The organism is Achromobacter sp. HNDS-1 (assembly GCF_040084795.1).
GTDB lineage: Bacteria > Pseudomonadota > Gammaproteobacteria > Burkholderiales > Burkholderiaceae_B > Achromobacter > Achromobacter ruhlandii.
On sequence record NZ_CP157584.1, the window covers coordinates 2,512,947 to 2,530,432 of the forward strand.

Below are 17,486 nucleotides of genomic sequence, written 5' to 3' on the forward strand. Positions count from 1 at the left end.
TACCTGGGCGCCCTCACCACGGCGGAACGGGGACAACCATGCGCGCACCGGCAGCCGGAACCGGCCATGAACCTGCCAGCCCGAAGCGGCGAGCCAAGCAAGACCCGGTGGACCGGATGCTGGCCGTCGTGCCCTGGTACAACGGCCTGCCGCGCCTGGAACGCGACGTGGTCCGGGCCGAGCTGCGGGTGGTGTCATTGCAGGCCGGCGAACGCCTGTTCCGCGAGGGTTCGAAATCGCTGGGCTGGTATGGCGTGGTGGACGGCCTGGTGAAATGGTCGTCGCGCGGCTCGGACGGCCGGTCGCTGTCGCTGGCCGGCTTCAGCACCGGCAGCTGGTTCGGCGAGGCCACCATGATCCGCCGCGAGCCGTTCGAATACGAGGTGGTGGCGCTGCGCCCGAGCCAGGTCGTGATCCTGCCGCGCGACACCTGCGAGCGCCTGTGGAACAACAATATCGCGTTCACCAAGGCGCTGATGACCCACCTGGCGCAGCGCGTCAATTGGCTCATGGCCTGCTATACCGGCAACGTGCTGCTGGACGTGGACACCACGGTGGCCCGCGCCGTCGCCGCGCAACTGAACGCCGAGCAGCATTCCGGCACCAACGGCCGCCTCAAGATCTCGCAGGAAGAGATTGCCGGCCTGTGCGGCGTGTCGCGCCAGCGCTGCAATGCCGCCCTGACGAAGCTGGCGCGGGCGGGGGTGCTGCGCACGCATTATGGCGGCATGACGATCCTGGATCGGGAGGGCCTGTACCGGCACGCGAAGCTCAACCGCGAGCCTGCTGATCACCCGGCCGACATGCCCGCATAGCCCGCCGGTCGACCCGGGCGGTCAACGCCACGCGTTTCCGCCGTTCACCTGTCCGCGGTATCTTCTCGCCTTCCATTGCTGCTCATCCCGCGCCCCATGATCCCCACCCCGACGGCCCCGGCCGGTCCCCTGCTCACGCCCCGCCTGTCGCTGCGACAAGCGACTCGCCAGCATGCCCCGGCCCTGCTGGCGTACCACCTTGCCAACCGGGCCCACCTGCGGCCCTGGGAGCCCGCCCGGTCCGACGCGTTCTACACCGCCGCGTCGACCGAAGAACGGCTGGCCGCGATGGAAGCCAGTGCCGCCGCCGGGCAGGCGGTGCACCTGCTGCTGTTCGACAGGACCGACAACAGCCTGGTCGGCGCCTGCAACTTCACCAACATCGTGCGGGGGGCCTTCCAGGCCTGCCATCTGGGCTTCTCTGTCGCGCAAGACCGCGAAGGCCAGGGCCTGATGCGGGAATGCCTCCTCGCGGCGACCCATTTCATGTTTGCCGAGCACGGGCTGCACCGCATCATGGCGAACCATCGCCCCGAGAACACCCGCAGCGCGCGCCTGCTGAGCAGCCTGGGGTTCGAGCGCGAAGGCACGGCCCGGGCCTATCTGAAAATCGACGGAAGCTGGGCGGACCACGTGCTGACGTCGCTGATCAATCCCGCCGACGCCTGACCGGCGACAACAACGCGCCGCCGCGTCCAGGGCAAGGCCGCGTCTACGCGGCTTGCCGCGTGGTGGCGCGGTTGCGGCGCAGTTCCACCACCTGCTCCGCCCCCGCCGCGCGGGCACGCAACTGGCCGCAGCCGCCGTCCACATCCTGCCCGGCGCTGTTCCTGATCTTGGTCAGCACGCCACGGCGATGCAGCGTGCGCACGATCTCGCGGATGCGTTCGGCCTCGGGCCGCTGGTAGTCGTCGCCTTCCATGCTGTTGAACGGGATCACGTTGAGCACGCCGAACTTGCCCTTGAGCAGGCGCGGGATGGCGTCGAGTTCGTCGTCGCCGTCATTGACGCCCTTGAGCAGCGTCCACTGATACTGGATCGGGTAGCCGGTATCGCGGGCGTAGCGCTCGCCCATTTCCACCAGGTCCCGCGGCGCGATCTTCGGCGCGCGCGGCAGCAGGTGCTCGCGCAGCTCGGCGCGGGTCGTATGCAGCGACAGCGCCAGGGCTGGCTTGACGGCCTGTCGCGGCAGCGCGTCGAACACGCGCGGATCGCCCACGGTGGAGAACACCAGGTTCTTGTGGCCGATATTGCCTTCGGTGCCCAGCAGATTGATGGCTTCCAGCACGTTGTCCAGGTTGTGCGCCGGTTCGCCCATGCCCATGAAGACCACTTTCTTCACCGCGCGCAGCCGCCGCGCCAGCACCACCTGCGCCAGGATCTCCATGCTGGCCACCTGGCGGATCAGGCCGCTCTTGCCGGTCATGCAGAACCGGCAGCCGACCGCACAGCCGACCTGGGTGGACACGCACAGCCCGTCTCGCGGCAGCAGCACGCTTTCCACCATCTGGCCGTCGGCCAGGTCGACCAGCAGCCGCGAGCCATCGTGGCCGGCGTGTTCGGAACGGACGCGGGCCAGGCCGTCCAGTTCCGCCGCCAGGCCGGGCAGCGCCTCGCGCAGCGCCAGCGGCAGATAGTTGTCGAAGCGCCGCCGCCACGTGTCGCTGTCGAACGACTGACCGGTCAGCCAGGCGCGCATGACCCGCCCGCGATGGGCAGGCTGGGCGCCTAGGGCGGCGAGACGTTGGTGGAAATCGGCGTAGCGCATGGGGAGCGGATTTTAGCGCGCCCGGCAGGGGCGCCCGGCAAGCTCGATATGCCGGGCAGGGCGAGCCGGACAGGCCCGGTCTACCCGGCGATGGCCTGGGCCAGCTTCTGGATGGACAGCGGCGCGCAGCCCTCGGCGTCATTGCTGACCGTCACGTAGGCCGGCTGCCCCGCGCCCGTAATGCCGCGGATCGTGCGCGCCAGCGCCGCGCGCGTGGGAAGATCCTCGCTGAGCAGGGCATTGAACGGATCATGCTTCTTCTGCGCTTCCGCATAACCGTATGCGCCGAACACGCGGTTCAGGTTCCAGCGGCAGACCAGCGGCCCCGGCCAGAGCGCGCGCAGCATCGGCAGTTGCGCGTCGATCGGCGGCATCTTGCCATGCAGCCCCAGGCAGAACGTGGCCCCATGCGCCTTGAGCGTGTCGACCAGCGCCTGACCCAGCAGTTCCGGGTCGCGCACTTCCACGGCGACGATCACGGCATCATGCGCGGACAATGCCTCCCGCACGGCGGCCAGCATGCGCCCCAGTTTCTCGAACAGCGATGCCGAACGGCTCAACATGCCCAGAGGCAACGGACTCAGTTGGAACACCAGCACGCCGAGCTTGGCCCCCAGGCCTTCGACCGCCGGGCGCACGAATTCCTGGACAGCCACCGACGGATCGAGGAAAAGCGGATTGGCCTGCCGCGTCCTGCCTGCTTCGCCACGCACCTGGGCGTCGGTAACGCTGGCGGGGCATTTGACGACGAAACGGAAATCCTCATCGACCTGCCCGGCATAAGCGGCGTACTGGCTCGCCGTCAACGGCTGCCAGAACGTGCGGTCCACGCAGACCGTGCGCAAAAGCGGATGCTGGTGGTAGGCGCCCAGGCCGTGCCTGGACAGCGTGCTCGAATCGTATTCGCCGTCCCAGACCAGCCCTTCCCAGCCGGGATACGACCAGGTGGAGACGCCAAAGCGCAATTGGGCGGGCAACTGCCGGGCGAGCGCGCGCCATTCCTGCCCCGCGGGCGCGGGAAGCACTTTGGCCATGCCCCGGAGGGCGGAAAGCTCGGGGATGTCAGGAGGCGTTGCCTGCCGCGGGGCCTCGGCCGGAGGGACGGGCAGCGCGTCGCCGAAAAGATCTTCTTGCATTACTTGTCGTTCTGGCGCGGGTGATGGGCTATAGGGTACTTGAATCACGCCTGGCACTTTGGATGTAATTATTTTGGCCATTATCATCAAAAAAGAATGAAATATTTTCATTCCCATATTGCTGGAAAAGCCGTCAGCAGCTCCCTGACTCCTTGAAAACACCTCATAAATGCTAATATTTTGGCATCCAATACCTTAAATAGCTAAAATATTAGCCATGGCGAAAAAGACCGCCCCTCTCCTGCCAGGAACCAGCAAGCTCCTCGTCGAATTTGGTGAGCGGCTCAAGCTTGCGCGCCTGCGCCGCAAGCTCTCCGCCAAACAAGTCGCCGAGCGAGCGGGGATGTCTCCCATGACCCTGCGTTCCCTGGAGGCCGGCGGGTCGGGAGTCACCATCGGGGCTTACTTGTCCGTCATGCAAGTCCTGGGGCTGGCAGACGATCTCGCCAAGCTTGCGGGCGCCGACGAACTCGGCCGACAACTTCAGGACGCTCGCTTGATCAGGAATGCTTCTGTGCATCGCCAACACAGGACCACCCCGGAGACGGTCGGCCACCCGTCACCGAACGCCCGAGCGCCGGGCAACGCCTCCTCGACCCAGACCAATAGCGCGAAGACGAAGGTCCGCAAGCCGGCGGCTGCAAGCGCGGGGAAGCCGGTGGAAGGCAAACCAGGGAAAAGCGTCGACATCGCTAGTACGGACAGCCTGGCCTCTTTGCTTCGGAAACCGAAACGTAAAGGGAATGCGCCGTCATGAGCATGATCGCCGTATATGCGGATTGGGATGGACTGCCCGGCCCCCAACGACTCGGCTTCTTGCACAGCCGCAAGACCCGGGCGACTGAGCGATTCGAATTCGAATATGACGAAGCCGCGCTCACCTCCCCGCTTTTCCACGGGCTGCAATTGGACCCGGGCATTCAAGCCTTCGGCGGACCACAGTACCCCGTCGCGCCAAGAGACCAATTCGGGGTCTTCAAAGATTCCAGCCCCGACCGTTGGGGACGCCTTTTGATGGATCGAAGATTCGAGCGTGACAAACGCCAAGGTCTGGTGCCGGCGGGGGCCCGTCTATACGAGTCGGATTACCTGCTTGGCGTGCATGATGTGTACCGCGTGGGCGCGCTGCGGTACCGACTCGAGGACACTGGAGATTTCCTCGACAATCGCATCAACCTTGCGGCCCCGCCATTTACAGAAATCCGCGCGCTGGAGCAGGCCAGCCGTGCGCTTGAGCGAGACCCCGACAACGTCGCGGTCCGGGGACAGGACTGGCTGCGCACGCTCATCGCGCCAGGTGGCTCACTCGGCGGCGCCAGGCCCAAGGCGAGCGTCGTGGACGACGCCGGTCGTCTTTACATTGCCAAGTTTCCGAGCACACGAGATACCCATGACGTCGGCGGATGGGAAATGGTGGTCAACGCCTTGGCCAGCGGTTGCGGCCTCAATGTCGCGGCGGCTCAAGCTCGGAAGTTTGCCAGCGATCATCACTGCTTCATTGTGCGCCGCTTCGATCGCACCGATGCAAGCCATCGCCTGCATTTCGCCTCTGCAATGACCCTGACTGGCCACAGCGATGGCGACGACGCCTCGACGGGGGCCAGTTACCTGGAACTGGCGGAGGCGCTCATGAACCAGGGCGCGCAACCCAATCAAGATCTGCGAGAACTATGGTCGCGTATCGTCTTCAACATCCTCGTATCCAACACTGACGATCACCTTCGCAACCATGGCTTCATCCTGGTGCCGGGCCTGGGCTGGAAACTCTCCCCGGCGTACGACATGAACCCCGTCCCTTACGCCGACGGTCTCAAGCTGAACATTACCGATGCGGATAATGCCCTGGACCTGGAATTGACTCGACAGATTGCCAGCTACTTCCGCCTGCCCCTTCATGAAGCAGACGAGATCATCAACGATTTCCGGGACATTGTCGGCCAATGGCGAACCCTGGCCCAAGGACTGGGCCTATCCGCATGGGAACAGGACCGAATGGCAGAGGCCTTCCGCCTTGCCGCATGAGGCGCGATTGACGCGGATATCACGCCGCGCACACCGGCTGGCGCGGCGGCCCATGCGAGCATGGCACACGGCCCGTTGCGAGTCAGACAAGGAACTGGCGAATTGGAGCGGGTGAAGGGAATCGAACCCTCGTATGAAGCTTGGGAAGCTGCCGTTCTACCATTGAACTACACCCGCTCGGGTGTCGTGCCCCGGCGCAAGACCGGAGCAGAGGCAGGAATTATAGCCTGGGTTTTTCCGCCCCAGGCGACCGCCTTCAGTTCGCCGTGATCCCCGCCGCCTTCACCACCTTGCCCCAGCGGTCCAGCTCGGCCTGGGTGTAGTCGCCCAGCGCCTTCGGCCCCATGAATTCGGCCTCGGCGCCCTGCTCGGCCGCCTTCTGGCGGAAAGCGTCGGTCTGCATGATCTTCTGGATTTCACCGGCGATCTTGTCCACCACCGGCGCGGGCGTGTCCTTGGGCGCGTACATGGCGAACCAGGACGAGACGATCAGGTCGGGATAGCCGGCCTCGGCAGCGGTGGGCACGTCCGGCAGCGACGCCAGGCGCGTGTTGCCGGTGACGGCCAGCGCGCGCAGCTTGCCGGCGGCGATCTGGCCCAGCAGCGGCGGCGGCGTGGTGATGGTCATGTCGACGGCGCCGCCCAGCAAGTCGTTCAGCGCCGGGCCGGTGCCCTTGTAGGGAATGTGGGTGATCTGCGTGCCCGCCATCTGGTTGAGCAGTTCGGTGGCGACCTGCTGCAATGAACCATTGCCGGACGAGGCGTAGTTGAGCTTGCCCGGGTTGGCCTTGGCGTACGCGACCAGGTCTTTCAGCGACTTGATCGGCAGGTCCGGCCGCACCACCACGACCTGGGGCGCGGACAGCACATTGGCCACCGGCGCGAAATCCTTGATCGGATCCCAGCCGGAGGTCGGCGTGACGTGCGGGGTGATGACCTGGAAGCCCGAATACTGCAGCAACAGCGTGTAGCCGTCGGGCTTGGCGCGGGCCACCGCCTGCGCGGCGATGCCGCCGGAGGCGCCGGGCTTGTTCTCGACAACCACGCTCTGGCCGAGGGCGGCGCCCAGGGGCTGGGCGATGAGCCGGGCGGCGATGTCGGTGGTGCCGCCGGGCGCGGCCGACACGATCAGCGTGACGGGACGGTTGGGAAAATCCGCCTGGGCGTGGGCGGCGCCAGCGGCGGCCAGGCCCAGCGCGATGGCGCAGGCGCGTAGAACGGGAACGAAACGGAAAGCGGTCATGCGGTTGTCTCCTTGCTGTTTTTGTATGAAGCGCCCGAGAGCCGGGCGCGTGGTGTGAAGCAAAACCTAGGCGGCGTCGCCGGCCGGCCCGAACCGCTCCGCCAGCCACGCGGGCGGCGGATGCGCGGCCAGGCGCGGTCCGGCGCGCAACAACGCCATGGGCAGCTCGCGGCCGACCAGCCCCGGCAGTCCGCGCAGGATGGCAAGCAGCGATTCGAGCGACACGCCCGTCCGAACGCCCATGCACTCGAACATGTGGACCAGTTCTTCGGTGTTGACGTTGCCGCTGGCGCCGGGCGCGTACGGGCAGCCGCCCAGGCCGCCGGCGGCGGCGTCGAAGCGGGTGATGCCGGCCTGCCAGGCGGTGACGGCGTTGGCCAGCGCCATGCCGCGCGTATTGTGCAGGTGAACGGTAAGCGCCACGCCCGGCAGGCGCCGCGCCGCGTCGGCGCACAGTTCGCCCACCTGATTGGGATAGGCCATGCCGGTGGTGTCGCACAGCGTGATGCCATTGGCGCCGGCATCGACCAGGCGGGCGGCCAGGTCCAAGACCTGTTCCGCCTGCACGTCGCCGTCGAACGGACAGCCGAAGGCGGTCGACAGCGACACATTGCAGGGCGCGCCGGCGCGCGCGGCGGCGGCCAGCACCTGGCTGAGTTCGTCGAACGATTGCTGGCGGGTCATGCGCAGGTTGGCGCGGTTATGCGTCTCGCTGCAAGACATGACCAGGTTCATCTCGTCGACCCCGGCCTCCAGCGCCCGCTCCAGGCCACGGATGTTCGGCACCAGCGCCGTATAGATCACGCCGGGCCGGCGGCGGATGCCCTGCATCACGGCGCCCGCGTCCGCCAGGGCCGGAATGGCCTTGGGCGAGGTGAAGCTGGTGACCTCGATGCGGGCAAAGCCGCAATCGGACAATGCATCGACGAAGGCGATCTTGTCTTCGGTCGGCACCATGCGCGCCTCGATCTGCAAGCCGTCGCGCGGGCCGACCTCGTTGATTTCCAGGACGGGGGAACCGGTGTTCATGAGCGCATCCTCGCTGCCGGATTAAGGGAAATGGCGCGGTTCATGCGATCACGCCGCGCGCCCGCAGCGCTTCGCGCTGTTCCGGGCTCAGGCCCGCTGCCGCCAGCACCGCGTCGGTGTGCTCGCCCAGCGTCGGCGCGCGCTCGCGCACCGCGCCCGGGTTGGCCGACAGGCACGGAAACACCGCCGGCATGTCCACCGCGATGCCGCTGGCGGCCTCCAGGCGGGTGATGGCGCCGCGCGCCTGATAGTGCGGGTCGTGGGCAATATCAGCCACCGAATAGATGCGGCCCGACGGCACGTCGGCTTCGCGCATGGCCTGCAACACCTCGTCGATGCTGCGTTCGGCGGTCCAGGCGCCGATGGCCTGGTCGATCTCGGCCACGCGGCGCGCGCGGCCGTCGTTGTGCGCCAGCTCGGGATCGCGGCCCAGGTCGTCGCGGCCGATGCGCGCCATCAGCCGGGTGTAGATGGCGTCGCCATTGCCCGCGATCAGCACATAGCCGTCGCGGCACGGATAGGCGTTGGACGGCGCGATGCCGGGCAGCGATGCGCCGGCCGGTTCGCGCACCGCGCCAAACACCGAATACTCCGGCAGCAGGCTCTCGCTGAGGTTGAACAGGCTCTCGTACAGCGCCGCGTCGATGACCTGCCCCTGGCCGCCACGGGCATCGCGCTGGTACAGCGCCAGCAGCACGCCCAGCGCGCCATGCAGGCCGGCGATGGTGTCGCCCAGCGACAGGCCGGCGCGCACCGGCGCGCGGCCGGGCTCGCCATTCAGGTAGCGCAGGCCGGCCATGGCTTCGCCAATCGCGGCAAAGCCCGGCTCGCGCGCCTTCGGCCCGGTCTGGCCATAGCCGGAAATGCGCAGCATGATCAGGCGCGGGTTCAACGCGTGCAGCGTCTCCCACGACAGGCCCCACTTCTCCAGCGTGCCGGGACGGAAATTCTCGATCAGCACGTCGGCCTCGGCCGCCAGCTGGCGCACGATGTCCTGGCCTTCGGGCTGGCGCAGGTCCACGCACACGGACTGCTTGTTGCGCGACTGCGCCTCCCACCACACCGAGGTGCCCTCGTGCAGCAGGCGCCACTTGCGCAGCGGATCGCCCTGCCCGGGCGGTTCGATCTTGACGACCTGCGCGCCAAAGTCCGCCAGCGTCTTGGCGGCGAACGGCCCCGCGATGAGTTGTCCGAGTTCCAGCACGCGTATGCCGGCGAGTATCTGCCCTGCCATGTCGCCTCCCGGGCGCATCCAACCGATGATGGCCCGCAGTGTGCGTCATCGCCCGGGGCGGCGGAATGGACGATTCGGGAAGGGGGCATTCCCGGATCGAGAAAGCCCGGCGCGGCGGCCGCGACCAAGCCGGACAGGCCGACCGATTGCCGGCCGCCACCAAGCGCTTTTTTTGTGTGCGAGCCGGCCTCTAGGCCGTGCCCGGGTCCTGCGCGCCGCGCAGATGCGCCAGCAACAGCCGCGCCGCCACCGGCAGCGCATCGGCATCGCGCACGCCCAGCAGCAGCCAGCGGCGCGCCCAGTCGTCGGACAGGGCAATCAGGCGGATCGGCATGGAGCGCGCATGCGGCTCGGCCGCCAGCCGCGGCAGGATGCCGACCCCGCGCGTGGCGGCCACCATGCGGCAGATGGCGTCGAAGCTGCGCACCTGGATGCGCAGCCGCATGTCGCGGCCCAGCCGGCCGCTCTCGTCGGCCAGGCGGGTGGCCAGCGAGGTCGCGGGCGGCAGGCCGACGTAGTCGTAGGCCAGGGTATCGGCGAACGCCACGCTGGCCTGGCGCGCCAGCGGATGACGCTGCGGCACGATCAGCACCAGCTCGTCGAGCCGGTACGGCACGGTGGCCAGGCCCGCCGCCGGGGTGCGGTCGGCGAACACGCCGATGTCGGCGCGGTTCTCCAGCACGGCGGTGACGATGTCGCTGCTGTTCTGCTCTTCCAGGTCGATGCGCACGGCCGGATGCGCTTCCATGAAGGACGCCAGGTCTTCCGGCAGGAACTGGGTCAGCGACGAGGTATTGGCCGCGATGCGCACCTGCCCGCGCACGCCCCGGGCATAGTCGGACAGGGTGCCCGCCATCTGCTCGACTTCCTGCAGCACCCGCAGGGCGTGGACCAGGCAGGCCTGGCCCGCCTCGGTCAGCTCGACGCCGGCCGCGTTGCGGTAAAGCAGTTGGGTGTCCAGCGCGGCCTCCAGGTCCGAGATCCGCTTGCTGGCCGCCCCCACCGCCAGGTGCGACGCGCGCGCGCCGGCCGAGATGCTGCCCTGGCGGGCCACCGAGACGAAAAGCGAGAGCGTGACGAGGTCGATGCGGGCGATATTCATGATGGACGCGCGGCGCCAGGCGGACGCCGCGGCTGCACTATAGCGCGCAGGCCCGGGGCACCCGCCCCCGCTGACCGTCCGCGATAAGTCCCCATTTAAACCAAAAGGCGGACTGCAGCCCGGCGGGGCTGCCACTACAATCCCGCCTATGACAACGAACAGCTCTGCGACTCCCCCCGTGAACACCCCCGCAACACCCGGCAACCCCGACGCGCCCGCGCCGGTTTCCCCCCAGACCGAAGCCGCGCTGGCCAGCGCCGCGCACGCCCCCAACAGCCCGGGCGCCACCCACATCCGCAGCTTCGTGCACCGCCGCGGCCACATCACCCAGGGCCAGTTGGCCGCGCTTGAGCAACTGCTGGGCAAATGGTCGATTCCCTACGCCGCCAGGCGCCTGGACCCCGCGGCCGCCTTCGGCCGCGAAGCGCCGACGGTGCTGGAAATCGGCTTCGGCATGGGCGAGACCACCGAGAAGATCGCGCTGGCCCGTCCCGGCGACAACTTCCTGGGCGTGGAAGTGTTCAACGCCGGCGTCGGCTCGCTGCTGCGCCGCATCGAGGATTCCAGCATCTCCAACCTGCGCATCATCCAGCACGACGCGGTCGAGGTGGTGCGCGACATGATCGCGCCGGACTCGCTGGCCGGCGTGCACATCTACTTCCCCGACCCGTGGCCCAAGAAGCGCCACCACAAGCGCCGCCTGATCCAGCCGCCGTTCATCGCGCTGCTGGCCAGCCGCATCGCGCCGGGCGGCTATATCCATTGCGCCACCGACTGGGAAGACTACGCGGTGCAGATGCTCGACGTGCTGGGCAACGAGCCGCAACTGAAGAACACCACGGACGGCTACGCGCCGCGCCCTGATTACCGCCCCCTGACCAAATTCGAGACGCGCGGCCTGCGATTGGGCCATGGCGTCTGGGACCTGATCTTCAAGCGAGTCGCCTGATGCTCTACCCCGCGATCGAACCCTACCGCCACGGCATCCTGGATACCGGCGACGGCCATCAGGTCTACTGGGAACTCTGCGGCAACCCGCAGGGCAAGCCCGCCGTGTTCCTGCACGGCGGCCCCGGCAGCGGCTGCTCGCCGGTGCATCGGCAACTCTTCGATCCCAAGCGCTACAACGTGCTGCTGTTCGACCAGCGCGGCTGCGGCCGCTCGACGCCGCACGCCGGCCTGGACAACAACACCACCTGGCACCTGGTGGCCGACATCGAACGCCTGCGCACCGAAATCATGGGCGCCGACCAATGGCTGGTGTTCGGCGGCTCGTGGGGTTCGACGCTGGCGCTGGCCTACGCCGAAACGCATCCGCGGCACGTTAGCGAACTGGTGGTGCGCGGCATCTTCACGCTGCGCCGCGCCGAAGTGCAATGGTTCTACCAGGAAGGCGCGTCGTGGCTGTTCCCCGATCGCTGGGAAGAGTACCTGGCCCCCATCCCCGAAGCCGAGCGCGGCGACCTGGTGGCGGCGTACCACAAGCGCCTGACGGGCGATGACCCCGCCGAGCAGTTGCGCGCCGCCAAGGCCTGGAGCAAATGGGAAGACAGCACCATCACGCTGCTGCCCAGCCCGCGCCACCAGCAGAGCCACGCCGCCGACCGCGCCGCGCTGGCCTTCGCCCGCATCGAGAACCACTACTTCGTCAACGCCGGCTTCATGGAAGAAGGCCAGTTGATCCGCGACGCCCACAAGCTGCGCGGCATCCCCGGCACCATCGTGCAGGGCCGCTACGACGCCTGCACCCCCGCGCGCACCGCCTGGGACCTGCACCGCGCCTGGCCCGAGGCCGAATTCCACATCGTGCCCGACGCGGGCCACGCCTTCGACGAACCCGGCACGCTGGCGCGCCTGATCGCCGCCACCGACGCCTACGCCAAACGCTGAGGAGACCGACCCATGCACATCACCCTGAACGGCGACGCCCGTGAATTTCCGCTCGACACCACGGTGAACGAACTGCTCGAAACGCTGGGCTATGCCGGCAAGCGCGTGGCGGTGGAACGCAATGGCGAGATCGTGCCCAAGAGCCAGCACGCGCAGACCGCGCTGACCGACGGCGACCAGGTCGAGATCGTGGTGGCGGTGGGCGGCGGCTGAGCGCCGGCCGGCAAGCGCCGGTCGCCACCCGCAGAAGGGCTGCAGCAATGCAGCCCTTTTTTTCATTATCCTGACGGGTGGCTAGCAACCTGTTACACGATTACCCCTCTCTCGCGGCGACCTGGCGAGTCATAATCGTTGGTGCCGGCGCGTCCGGGCCCGGCCCGGCAAGCGGATTTGCATGCCGACGCCCCGCCAATCCGGGAGCGACGGCAACGCCGGCACCATGCGCAGAAGTCCGGGGACCGCGCGCCCTGACACGCATCGCTCTTTCTCTCACCGCAACATAGATAAAGGAAACACGATGGGTCTGCTCAATTTCATCAAGGACGTTGGAGAAAAACTCTTCGGCGCCAGCGAAGCCAAGGCGGCCACGCCGGATGAGCTGAAGAAGGAACTCGACAAGCACGGCCTGAATGCCGATGGCCTGCAGATCTCGGTCGATGGCGACAAGGTCACCGTCACGGGCGAGGCCGCCAACACCGAAGCCGCCGAGAAGATCGCGCTGGCGCTGGGCAACACCGTTGGCGTGGCCGCGGTGGACAACCAGTTGAAGGTCAAGCAGGCCGCGCCCGAGGCCAAGATGTACACGGTGCAGAAGGGCGACAATCTGTGGAAGATCGCCGAGGCGCAATACGGCAAGGGCCAGGGCGCCAAGAACACCCTGATCTTCGAGGCCAACAAGCCCATGCTGACCAGCCCCGACAAGATCTACCCGGGCCAGGTGCTGCGCATCCCGCCCCTGTCGTAAGCCACGAAACAGAATGGGCCCTCGCGGGCCCGTGTCGCGGCGCAGAACCCCCTGCCTGCCGCGATGATTTGGCCAGGCGCAACGCCTGGCCATTTTTTTGGTGGAAATCCCCGCTGGCAAGCGCCGGCGGTCAGCGGCAGCCCCGAGGGACCGGCCCCGTCGCCGGGCGGCGGCGTGCCGGTCAGCCCTTCATGAAGCGGCCCATGCCCTTCATGCCGCCCATGGCGCGCATCATCTTGGCCATGCCGCCCTTCTTCATCTGCTTCATCATGCCCTGCATCTGCTCGAACTGGGCCAGCAGGCGGTTGACTTCCTGCACCGGCACGCCGGAACCCGCCGCGATGCGGCGCTTGCGCGAGGCCTTGATGAGTTCCGGCTTGGCACGCTCGGCGGCCGTCATGGAATTGAGGATGCCCTCGGTGCGGCGCAGCTGCTTTTCGGCCTGGCCGCCCTGCAGCTGGCCGGCGGCCTGCTGGAACTGGGCCGGCAGTTTTTCCAGCAACGAGCCCATGTCGCCCAGCTTCTTGACCTGGCCGAGCTGGTCGCGGAAGTCGTTCAGGTCGAACTTGTTGCCCGACTTGATCTTGGCCGCCAGCTTCTGGGCCTCGGCGATGTCGATGTTCTTCTGGGCCTGCTCGACCAGCGAGACGATGTCGCCCATGCCCAGCACACGCTGCGCCATGCGCTCGGGGTAGAACGGCTCCAGGCCGTCCAGCTTTTCCGAGACGCCGACGAACTTGAGCGGCTTGCCGGTGACGTGGCGCACCGACAGCGCCGCGCCGCCGCGGGCGTCGCCGTCCAGCTTGGTCAGCACCACGCCGGTCAGCGGCAGCGCCTCGGCGAAGGCGCGGGCGGTGTTGACCGCGTCCTGGCCCTGCATGGCGTCGACCACGAACAGCGTTTCGACCGGCTTGACCAGGTCATGCAACGCGCGGATCTCGCGCATCATGGCCTCGTCGATGCCCAGGCGGCCGGCCGTGTCCAGGATCAGCACGTCGTAGTGGTGACGGCGGGCGTGGTCGACCGCGTTGCGGGCGATGTCCTCGGGCTTCTGGCTGGGATCGGACGGCAGGAAATCGACGCCGACCTGCGCCGCCACGCTCTTCAACTGGTCGATGGCGGCCGGGCGGTAGACGTCGGCGGACACCACCAGCACCTTCTTCTTGCCGGTCTTGCGGCCGTGCTGGGTGTGCTGGCCTTCGCTCAGCCAGCGGGCCAGCTTGCCGGTGGTGGTGGTCTTGCCCGCGCCCTGCAGGCCGGCCATCAGGATGACCGCGGGCGGCTGCACGGCCAGCGACAGTTCGCCGGAATCGGCGCCCAGGTCGCCGCCCATGAGGGCGGTCAGTTCCTTGTGGACCACGCCCACCAGGGCCTGGCCGGGGCTGAGGCTGCTGGCGACTTCTTCGCCCAGCGCCTTTTCCTTGACCCGGGCGACGAAATCGCGCACCACGGGCAGCGCCACGTCGGCTTCCAGCAGGGCCATGCGCACTTCGCGCAGCATTTCCTGGGTGTTGGCCTCGGTCAGGCGGGCTTCGCCGCGCAGTGTCTTGACGACGCGCGACAGGCGTTGAGTTAGGTTATCGAGCATGAGAGGCGTTTCCGCTTAAACTAGTTGATTGAACGGTGGCCGCAGGCGCGGATTCTGCGCTGTCGGGCGGCATGCGCCCCCAGGCCCCATCCAGACAACGGTTTCTATGTCACTAGGCATTGTATTTCACACAGCGGCCGCCTTGGCGTACGCCGTGCTGGGAGGGTCCCTCTGGATCCGCCTGGCGGGCGCCGGGGAAGTCGAGCAAACGGGCAAAGTCGCCCGTCTGTGCCTGCTGGGAGCCCTGGTTCTCCATGGAATCGGGCTGCAACAGTCCATGCTGGGGGCCCCGCACCTGTTCATCGGGTGGGCGCTGGCCCTGTCGGCCGCCATCTGGCTGGGCATGGTCGTATTCTGGCTCGAAAGCCTGCTGGTGCGCATCGACGGCCTGCAATTGCTGCTGCTGCCGGCCGCCACCCTGGCCAGCGGCCTGGCCGCCCTGTTTCCCCAGGGACAATTCGTGCCCCACGCCGACAACGCCTGGCTGCGCGTGCATTTGCTGATCGCGCTGGGCGCCTACGGGCTGATCACCATCGCCGCCCTGCACGCCATGCTGATGGCGCTGCTCGACCGCCACCTGCACCGCCCCCTGGACGCCCCCGCCGAACGCAGCATCATCGGCCGCGTGCTGGACTCGCAGCCGCCGCTGCTGGTGCAGGAACAACTGCTGTTCCGCATCATCTGGATCGGCTTCGTGGTGCTGACCCTGGCCGTCGGCTCGGGCTCCATCGCCTCCATGAAGCTCACCGGTCAGATCCTGCCGTTCGACCACAAGACCGTCTTCACCCTGCTGTCCTGGTTCACCTTCGGCGTGCTGCTTGCCGGGCGCCACATCTGGGGCTGGCGCGGCCGCGTCGCCCTGCGCTGGACCCTTACCGGCTTCGGATTCCTGATCCTGGCCTACACCGGCAGCCGGTTCGTGCTGGAAGTCATTCTGCATCGAGGCTGACGTGGGCAAACTGCTGTTCTGGATCGTCATCATCATCGGCGTGCTCTTTGTGGCCCGCATCGCCGGCCGCATGGCCGCCGCCCGCCAGGATTCCACCGCCAGCGCCAAGCCGCGCGCCACGCCCAACCCGCCCGCCACCGGCGCGCCGGAGGCCATGGTCCGTTGCGCCCACTGCGGCATCCACCTGCCGCGTTCCGAGGCCCTGCTGCAGGGCGGCCAGACCTGGTGCAGCCAGGAACACGCCCGGCTGGGACCGGCGGCGAAATAAAAGGCGGGTCTGAACGACTGGCCGGCCCGGATCTGCGGACCCGCCAGCCCGCCATTCCGCCATTCCGCCATTCCGCCCTTCCGCCAGCCCGCCCTGCCCGCCCTGCCCGCTAGCCAGCCCGGAGAGGCTCGCCCATCACAGGACGCAACGACAGCACCGCCCCCGGGGTGGGCCCGGCCCTCATTCGCCCCCTTTTCACACGCACGGCATAATGCACGTTGGATACCAACCTGCTTTCCTCCCATGCCCCTGCTCCTGGATCGACATGGCTGGCTGGCGCCGGCCCCGGGCGTTTCCCGGCTGCCCTCCCCCAACTGCGACGCGCGTCCCCAGGACGCCCAGGTGTCGCTGCTGGTGCTGCACAACATCAGCCTGCCGCCCGGCCAATTCGGCGGCCCCGAGGTGGCCGGCCTGTTCCTGAACACGCTGGACTACGGCTCGCACCCCTGGCTGGAACGCCTGCGCGGCCTGCGGGTATCGGCGCATTTCTTCATCCGCCGCGACGGCCGCATCGTGCAGTTCGTCTCCACCGATGCGCGCGCCTGGCATGCCGGCGTCTCGCGCTTCGCCGGCCGCGAGCGCTGCAACGATTTCTCCATTGGCATCGAGCTGGAAGGCACCGACACGCTGCCCTACACTGACGAACAGTACCTGGCCCTGCGCCGGCTGACGCCGGTGCTGCGCGCACGCTACCCCCTGGCGGCCGCCTGGGGCCACGAACACATCGCGCCGGGCCGCAAGACCGACCCGGGGCCCGCTTTCAACTGGACGCGCTTCGGGCGCGACAGCGGCTTTGCACGGCGGCAGTTGCCGCCCGTCTGACCCTTACAAGGACCGGTTATGTTGAAGATCTGGGGACGGCTGACGTCCGTCAATGTGCAGAAAGTGATGCTGGCCGTGCGCGAACTGGCGCTGCCGCACACCTTCATCGAGGCCGGCGGCCCGTTCGGCGTGGTAGACACGCCCGAGTACGCCAAAATCAACCCCAACCGCACCGTGCCCGCCATCGACGACGGCGGTTTCGTGCTGTGGGAATCGAACGCCATCGTGCGCTACCTGGCCGCGCGCTACGGCGCCGGCACCCTGTGGCCCGAGGACGTCTGCCTGCGCGCCGACGCCGACCGCTGGATGGACTGGCAGACCACCGAATGGCAGGGCGCCATGGGCCCGGCCTTCCTGGGCCTGATCCGCACGCCGGAAGCCAAGCGCGACCACGCCGCCATCGAGCTATCGGTCAAGCGCAGCAATGCCCGCGCGCAGATTCTGGACCAGGCGCTGCAAGGCCGCGAGTTCATCGCCGGCCGCCACCTCACCATGGGCGACATCGCCCTGGTGTGCTCGGCGCACCGCTGGCTGGCGCTGCCGATCGAGCGGCCGGACACCCCGGCGCTGTCGGCGTGGTACCGGCGCGTGATGATGCGGCCGGCGCCGCAGGGGGTGTTGACGTTGCCGTTGGAGTAAGGGGAAAGCGTCCCGAC

Annotated in this window: 19 protein-coding genes and 1 tRNA gene; 12 read left to right on the forward strand and 8 right to left on the reverse strand. The window is 68.0% G+C overall.

Translation table 11 applies throughout. The annotated features are described in order from the left end of the window. The first annotated feature begins 38 nt into the window (after positions 1-38). Both ABFG95_RS11560 and ABFG95_RS11565 read left to right on the forward strand, forming a co-directional pair. Positions 39-815: a Crp/Fnr family transcriptional regulator gene (locus ABFG95_RS11560; RefSeq protein WP_231891503.1), complete on the forward strand. Its 777-nt coding sequence runs from the start codon at positions 39-41 to the stop codon at positions 813-815. Between the two features lie 96 nt (positions 816-911). Next, complete coding sequence (locus ABFG95_RS11565) at positions 912-1,484, forward strand: GNAT family N-acetyltransferase (protein ID WP_348995876.1); 573 nt, start codon at positions 912-914, stop codon at positions 1,482-1,484. 43 nt (positions 1,485-1,527) lie between these two features. Here the strand turns inward: ABFG95_RS11565 and ABFG95_RS11570 are convergent, their stop codons facing one another. Next, positions 1,528-2,583, reverse strand: a complete 1,056-nt coding sequence (locus tag ABFG95_RS11570; protein WP_175144843.1) for an RNA methyltransferase — start codon at positions 2,581-2,583, stop codon at positions 1,528-1,530. Positions 2,584-2,663: 80 nt separating this feature from the next. Beyond that, a complete protein-coding gene (locus ABFG95_RS11575; RefSeq protein ID WP_348995877.1) occupies positions 2,664-3,719 on the reverse strand; it encodes a DUF72 domain-containing protein in 1,056 nt (351 codons plus the stop codon). A 217-nt stretch (positions 3,720-3,936) separates the two neighbouring features. On the opposite strand from ABFG95_RS11575, the gene ABFG95_RS11580 reads away from it, so the two are divergent. Continuing rightward, positions 3,937-4,476, forward strand: a complete 540-nt coding sequence (locus tag ABFG95_RS11580; protein WP_348995878.1) for a helix-turn-helix transcriptional regulator — start codon at positions 3,937-3,939, stop codon at positions 4,474-4,476. Continuing rightward, entirely contained in the window at positions 4,473-5,741 is a 1,269-nt protein-coding gene (locus ABFG95_RS11585) for a HipA domain-containing protein (RefSeq protein WP_348995879.1), read from the forward strand. The genes ABFG95_RS11580 and ABFG95_RS11585 overlap by 4 nt, the downstream gene beginning before the upstream one ends. 103 nt (positions 5,742-5,844) lie before the next feature. Here the strand turns inward: ABFG95_RS11585 and ABFG95_RS11590 are convergent. The 5 genes from ABFG95_RS11590 to ABFG95_RS11610 all read right to left on the reverse strand — a co-directional run bounded on the left by ABFG95_RS11590 (position 5,845) and on the right by ABFG95_RS11610 (position 10,349). Beyond that, positions 5,845-5,918 (reverse strand) — tRNA-Gly (locus ABFG95_RS11590). Positions 5,919-5,997: 79 nt separating this feature from the next. Beyond that, positions 5,998-6,984: a tripartite tricarboxylate transporter substrate binding protein gene (locus ABFG95_RS11595; protein WP_278991372.1), complete on the reverse strand. Its 987-nt coding sequence runs from the start codon at positions 6,982-6,984 to the stop codon at positions 5,998-6,000. 66 nt (positions 6,985-7,050) lie between these two features. After that, complete coding sequence (locus ABFG95_RS11600; RefSeq protein WP_100507730.1) at positions 7,051-8,013, reverse strand: hydroxymethylglutaryl-CoA lyase; 963 nt, start codon at positions 8,011-8,013, stop codon at positions 7,051-7,053. Between the two features lie 40 nt (positions 8,014-8,053). Beyond that, a complete protein-coding gene (locus ABFG95_RS11605; RefSeq protein ID WP_049076361.1) occupies positions 8,054-9,247 on the reverse strand; it encodes a CaiB/BaiF CoA-transferase family protein in 1,194 nt (397 codons plus the stop codon). A 190-nt stretch (positions 9,248-9,437) separates the two neighbouring features. Then, positions 9,438-10,349 carry a LysR substrate-binding domain-containing protein gene (locus ABFG95_RS11610; protein ID WP_059272644.1) on the reverse strand — a complete coding sequence of 304 codons (912 nt, stop codon included), beginning with the start codon at positions 10,347-10,349 and terminating at the stop codon, positions 9,438-9,440. Positions 10,350-10,527: 178 nt separating this feature from the next. Between ABFG95_RS11610 and trmB the strand changes: the two genes are divergently transcribed. From trmB to lysM, 4 genes are all read left to right on the forward strand, one after another. Further along, positions 10,528-11,298 (forward strand): tRNA (guanosine(46)-N7)-methyltransferase TrmB, encoded by a 771-nt coding sequence (trmB, locus tag ABFG95_RS11615; RefSeq protein WP_348995880.1) that lies wholly within the window; start codon positions 10,528-10,530, stop codon positions 11,296-11,298. Next, complete coding sequence (gene pip / locus ABFG95_RS11620; RefSeq protein WP_175144854.1) at positions 11,298-12,239, forward strand: prolyl aminopeptidase; 942 nt, start codon at positions 11,298-11,300, stop codon at positions 12,237-12,239. The genes trmB and pip overlap by 1 nt, the downstream gene beginning before the upstream one ends. 12 nt (positions 12,240-12,251) lie before the next feature. Beyond that, positions 12,252-12,452 carry a sulfur carrier protein ThiS gene (thiS, locus tag ABFG95_RS11625; RefSeq protein ID WP_006391536.1) on the forward strand — a complete coding sequence of 67 codons (201 nt, stop codon included), beginning with the start codon at positions 12,252-12,254 and terminating at the stop codon, positions 12,450-12,452. Positions 12,453-12,756: 304 nt separating this feature from the next. Further along, on the forward strand, positions 12,757-13,203 hold the full coding sequence (gene lysM / locus ABFG95_RS11630; RefSeq protein ID WP_006385755.1) for a peptidoglycan-binding protein LysM: 447 nt from the start codon (positions 12,757-12,759) through the stop codon (positions 13,201-13,203). 181 nt (positions 13,204-13,384) lie between these two features. On the opposite strand, the gene ffh is transcribed toward lysM, so the two are convergent. Next, entirely contained in the window at positions 13,385-14,791 is a 1,407-nt protein-coding gene (gene ffh, locus ABFG95_RS11635; RefSeq protein WP_049076369.1) for a signal recognition particle protein, read from the reverse strand. Positions 14,792-14,897: 106 nt separating this feature from the next. Here ffh and ccsA point away from each other — a divergent pair, with 106 nt between their 5' ends. The 4 genes from ccsA to ABFG95_RS11655 all read left to right on the forward strand — a co-directional run bounded on the left by ccsA (position 14,898) and on the right by ABFG95_RS11655 (position 17,469). Beyond that, the gene (gene ccsA / locus ABFG95_RS11640) at positions 14,898-15,740 is read left to right on the forward strand and encodes a cytochrome c biogenesis protein CcsA (RefSeq protein ID WP_049076371.1); all 843 of its coding nucleotides are present in this window, start codon (positions 14,898-14,900) and stop codon (positions 15,738-15,740) included. A 1-nt stretch (position 15,741) separates the two neighbouring features. Further along, positions 15,742-16,008 (forward strand): PP0621 family protein, encoded by a 267-nt coding sequence (locus ABFG95_RS11645; RefSeq protein WP_175144855.1) that lies wholly within the window; start codon positions 15,742-15,744, stop codon positions 16,006-16,008. 243 nt (positions 16,009-16,251) lie between these two features. After that, on the forward strand, positions 16,252-16,830 hold the full coding sequence (ampD, locus tag ABFG95_RS11650; RefSeq protein ID WP_054500574.1) for a 1,6-anhydro-N-acetylmuramyl-L-alanine amidase AmpD: 579 nt from the start codon (positions 16,252-16,254) through the stop codon (positions 16,828-16,830). A gap of 18 nt (positions 16,831-16,848) precedes the next feature. Beyond that, positions 16,849-17,469 (forward strand): glutathione S-transferase, encoded by a 621-nt coding sequence (locus tag ABFG95_RS11655; RefSeq protein WP_263898792.1) that lies wholly within the window; start codon positions 16,849-16,851, stop codon positions 17,467-17,469. The last annotated feature ends 17 nt before the right edge of the window (positions 17,470-17,486 follow it).

Excerpts from the sequence above, each read along its gene's own strand:
- ABFG95_RS11570 (WP_175144843.1), bottom strand. The coding sequence starts at position 2,583 with ATGCGCTACGCCGATTTCCACCAACGTCTCGCCGCCCTAGGCGCCCAG.
- ccsA (WP_049076371.1), top strand. The coding sequence starts at position 14,898 with ATGTCACTAGGCATTGTATTTCACACAGCGGCCGCCTTGGCGTACGCC.
- ABFG95_RS11575 (WP_348995877.1), bottom strand. The coding sequence starts at position 3,719 with ATGCAAGAAGATCTTTTCGGCGACGCGCTGCCCGTCCCTCCGGCCGAG.
- ABFG95_RS11580 (WP_348995878.1), top strand. The coding sequence starts at position 3,937 with ATGGCGAAAAAGACCGCCCCTCTCCTGCCAGGAACCAGCAAGCTCCTC.
- ABFG95_RS11600 (WP_100507730.1), bottom strand. The coding sequence starts at position 8,013 with ATGAACACCGGTTCCCCCGTCCTGGAAATCAACGAGGTCGGCCCGCGC.
- ABFG95_RS11560 (WP_231891503.1), top strand. The coding sequence starts at position 39 with ATGCGCGCACCGGCAGCCGGAACCGGCCATGAACCTGCCAGCCCGAAG.
- ABFG95_RS11595 (WP_278991372.1), bottom strand. The coding sequence starts at position 6,984 with ATGACCGCTTTCCGTTTCGTTCCCGTTCTACGCGCCTGCGCCATCGCG.
- ABFG95_RS11565 (WP_348995876.1), top strand. The coding sequence starts at position 912 with ATGATCCCCACCCCGACGGCCCCGGCCGGTCCCCTGCTCACGCCCCGC.
- thiS (WP_006391536.1), top strand. The coding sequence starts at position 12,252 with ATGCACATCACCCTGAACGGCGACGCCCGTGAATTTCCGCTCGACACC.
- ABFG95_RS11610 (WP_059272644.1), bottom strand. The coding sequence starts at position 10,349 with ATGAATATCGCCCGCATCGACCTCGTCACGCTCTCGCTTTTCGTCTCG.
- ampD (WP_054500574.1), top strand. The coding sequence starts at position 16,252 with ATGCCCCTGCTCCTGGATCGACATGGCTGGCTGGCGCCGGCCCCGGGC.
- pip (WP_175144854.1), top strand. The coding sequence starts at position 11,298 with ATGCTCTACCCCGCGATCGAACCCTACCGCCACGGCATCCTGGATACC.
- ABFG95_RS11585 (WP_348995879.1), top strand. The coding sequence starts at position 4,473 with ATGAGCATGATCGCCGTATATGCGGATTGGGATGGACTGCCCGGCCCC.
- lysM (WP_006385755.1), top strand. The coding sequence starts at position 12,757 with ATGGGTCTGCTCAATTTCATCAAGGACGTTGGAGAAAAACTCTTCGGC.
- ABFG95_RS11605 (WP_049076361.1), bottom strand. The coding sequence starts at position 9,247 with ATGGCAGGGCAGATACTCGCCGGCATACGCGTGCTGGAACTCGGACAA.
- ABFG95_RS11655 (WP_263898792.1), top strand. The coding sequence starts at position 16,849 with ATGTTGAAGATCTGGGGACGGCTGACGTCCGTCAATGTGCAGAAAGTG.
- ffh (WP_049076369.1), bottom strand. The coding sequence starts at position 14,791 with ATGCTCGATAACCTAACTCAACGCCTGTCGCGCGTCGTCAAGACACTG.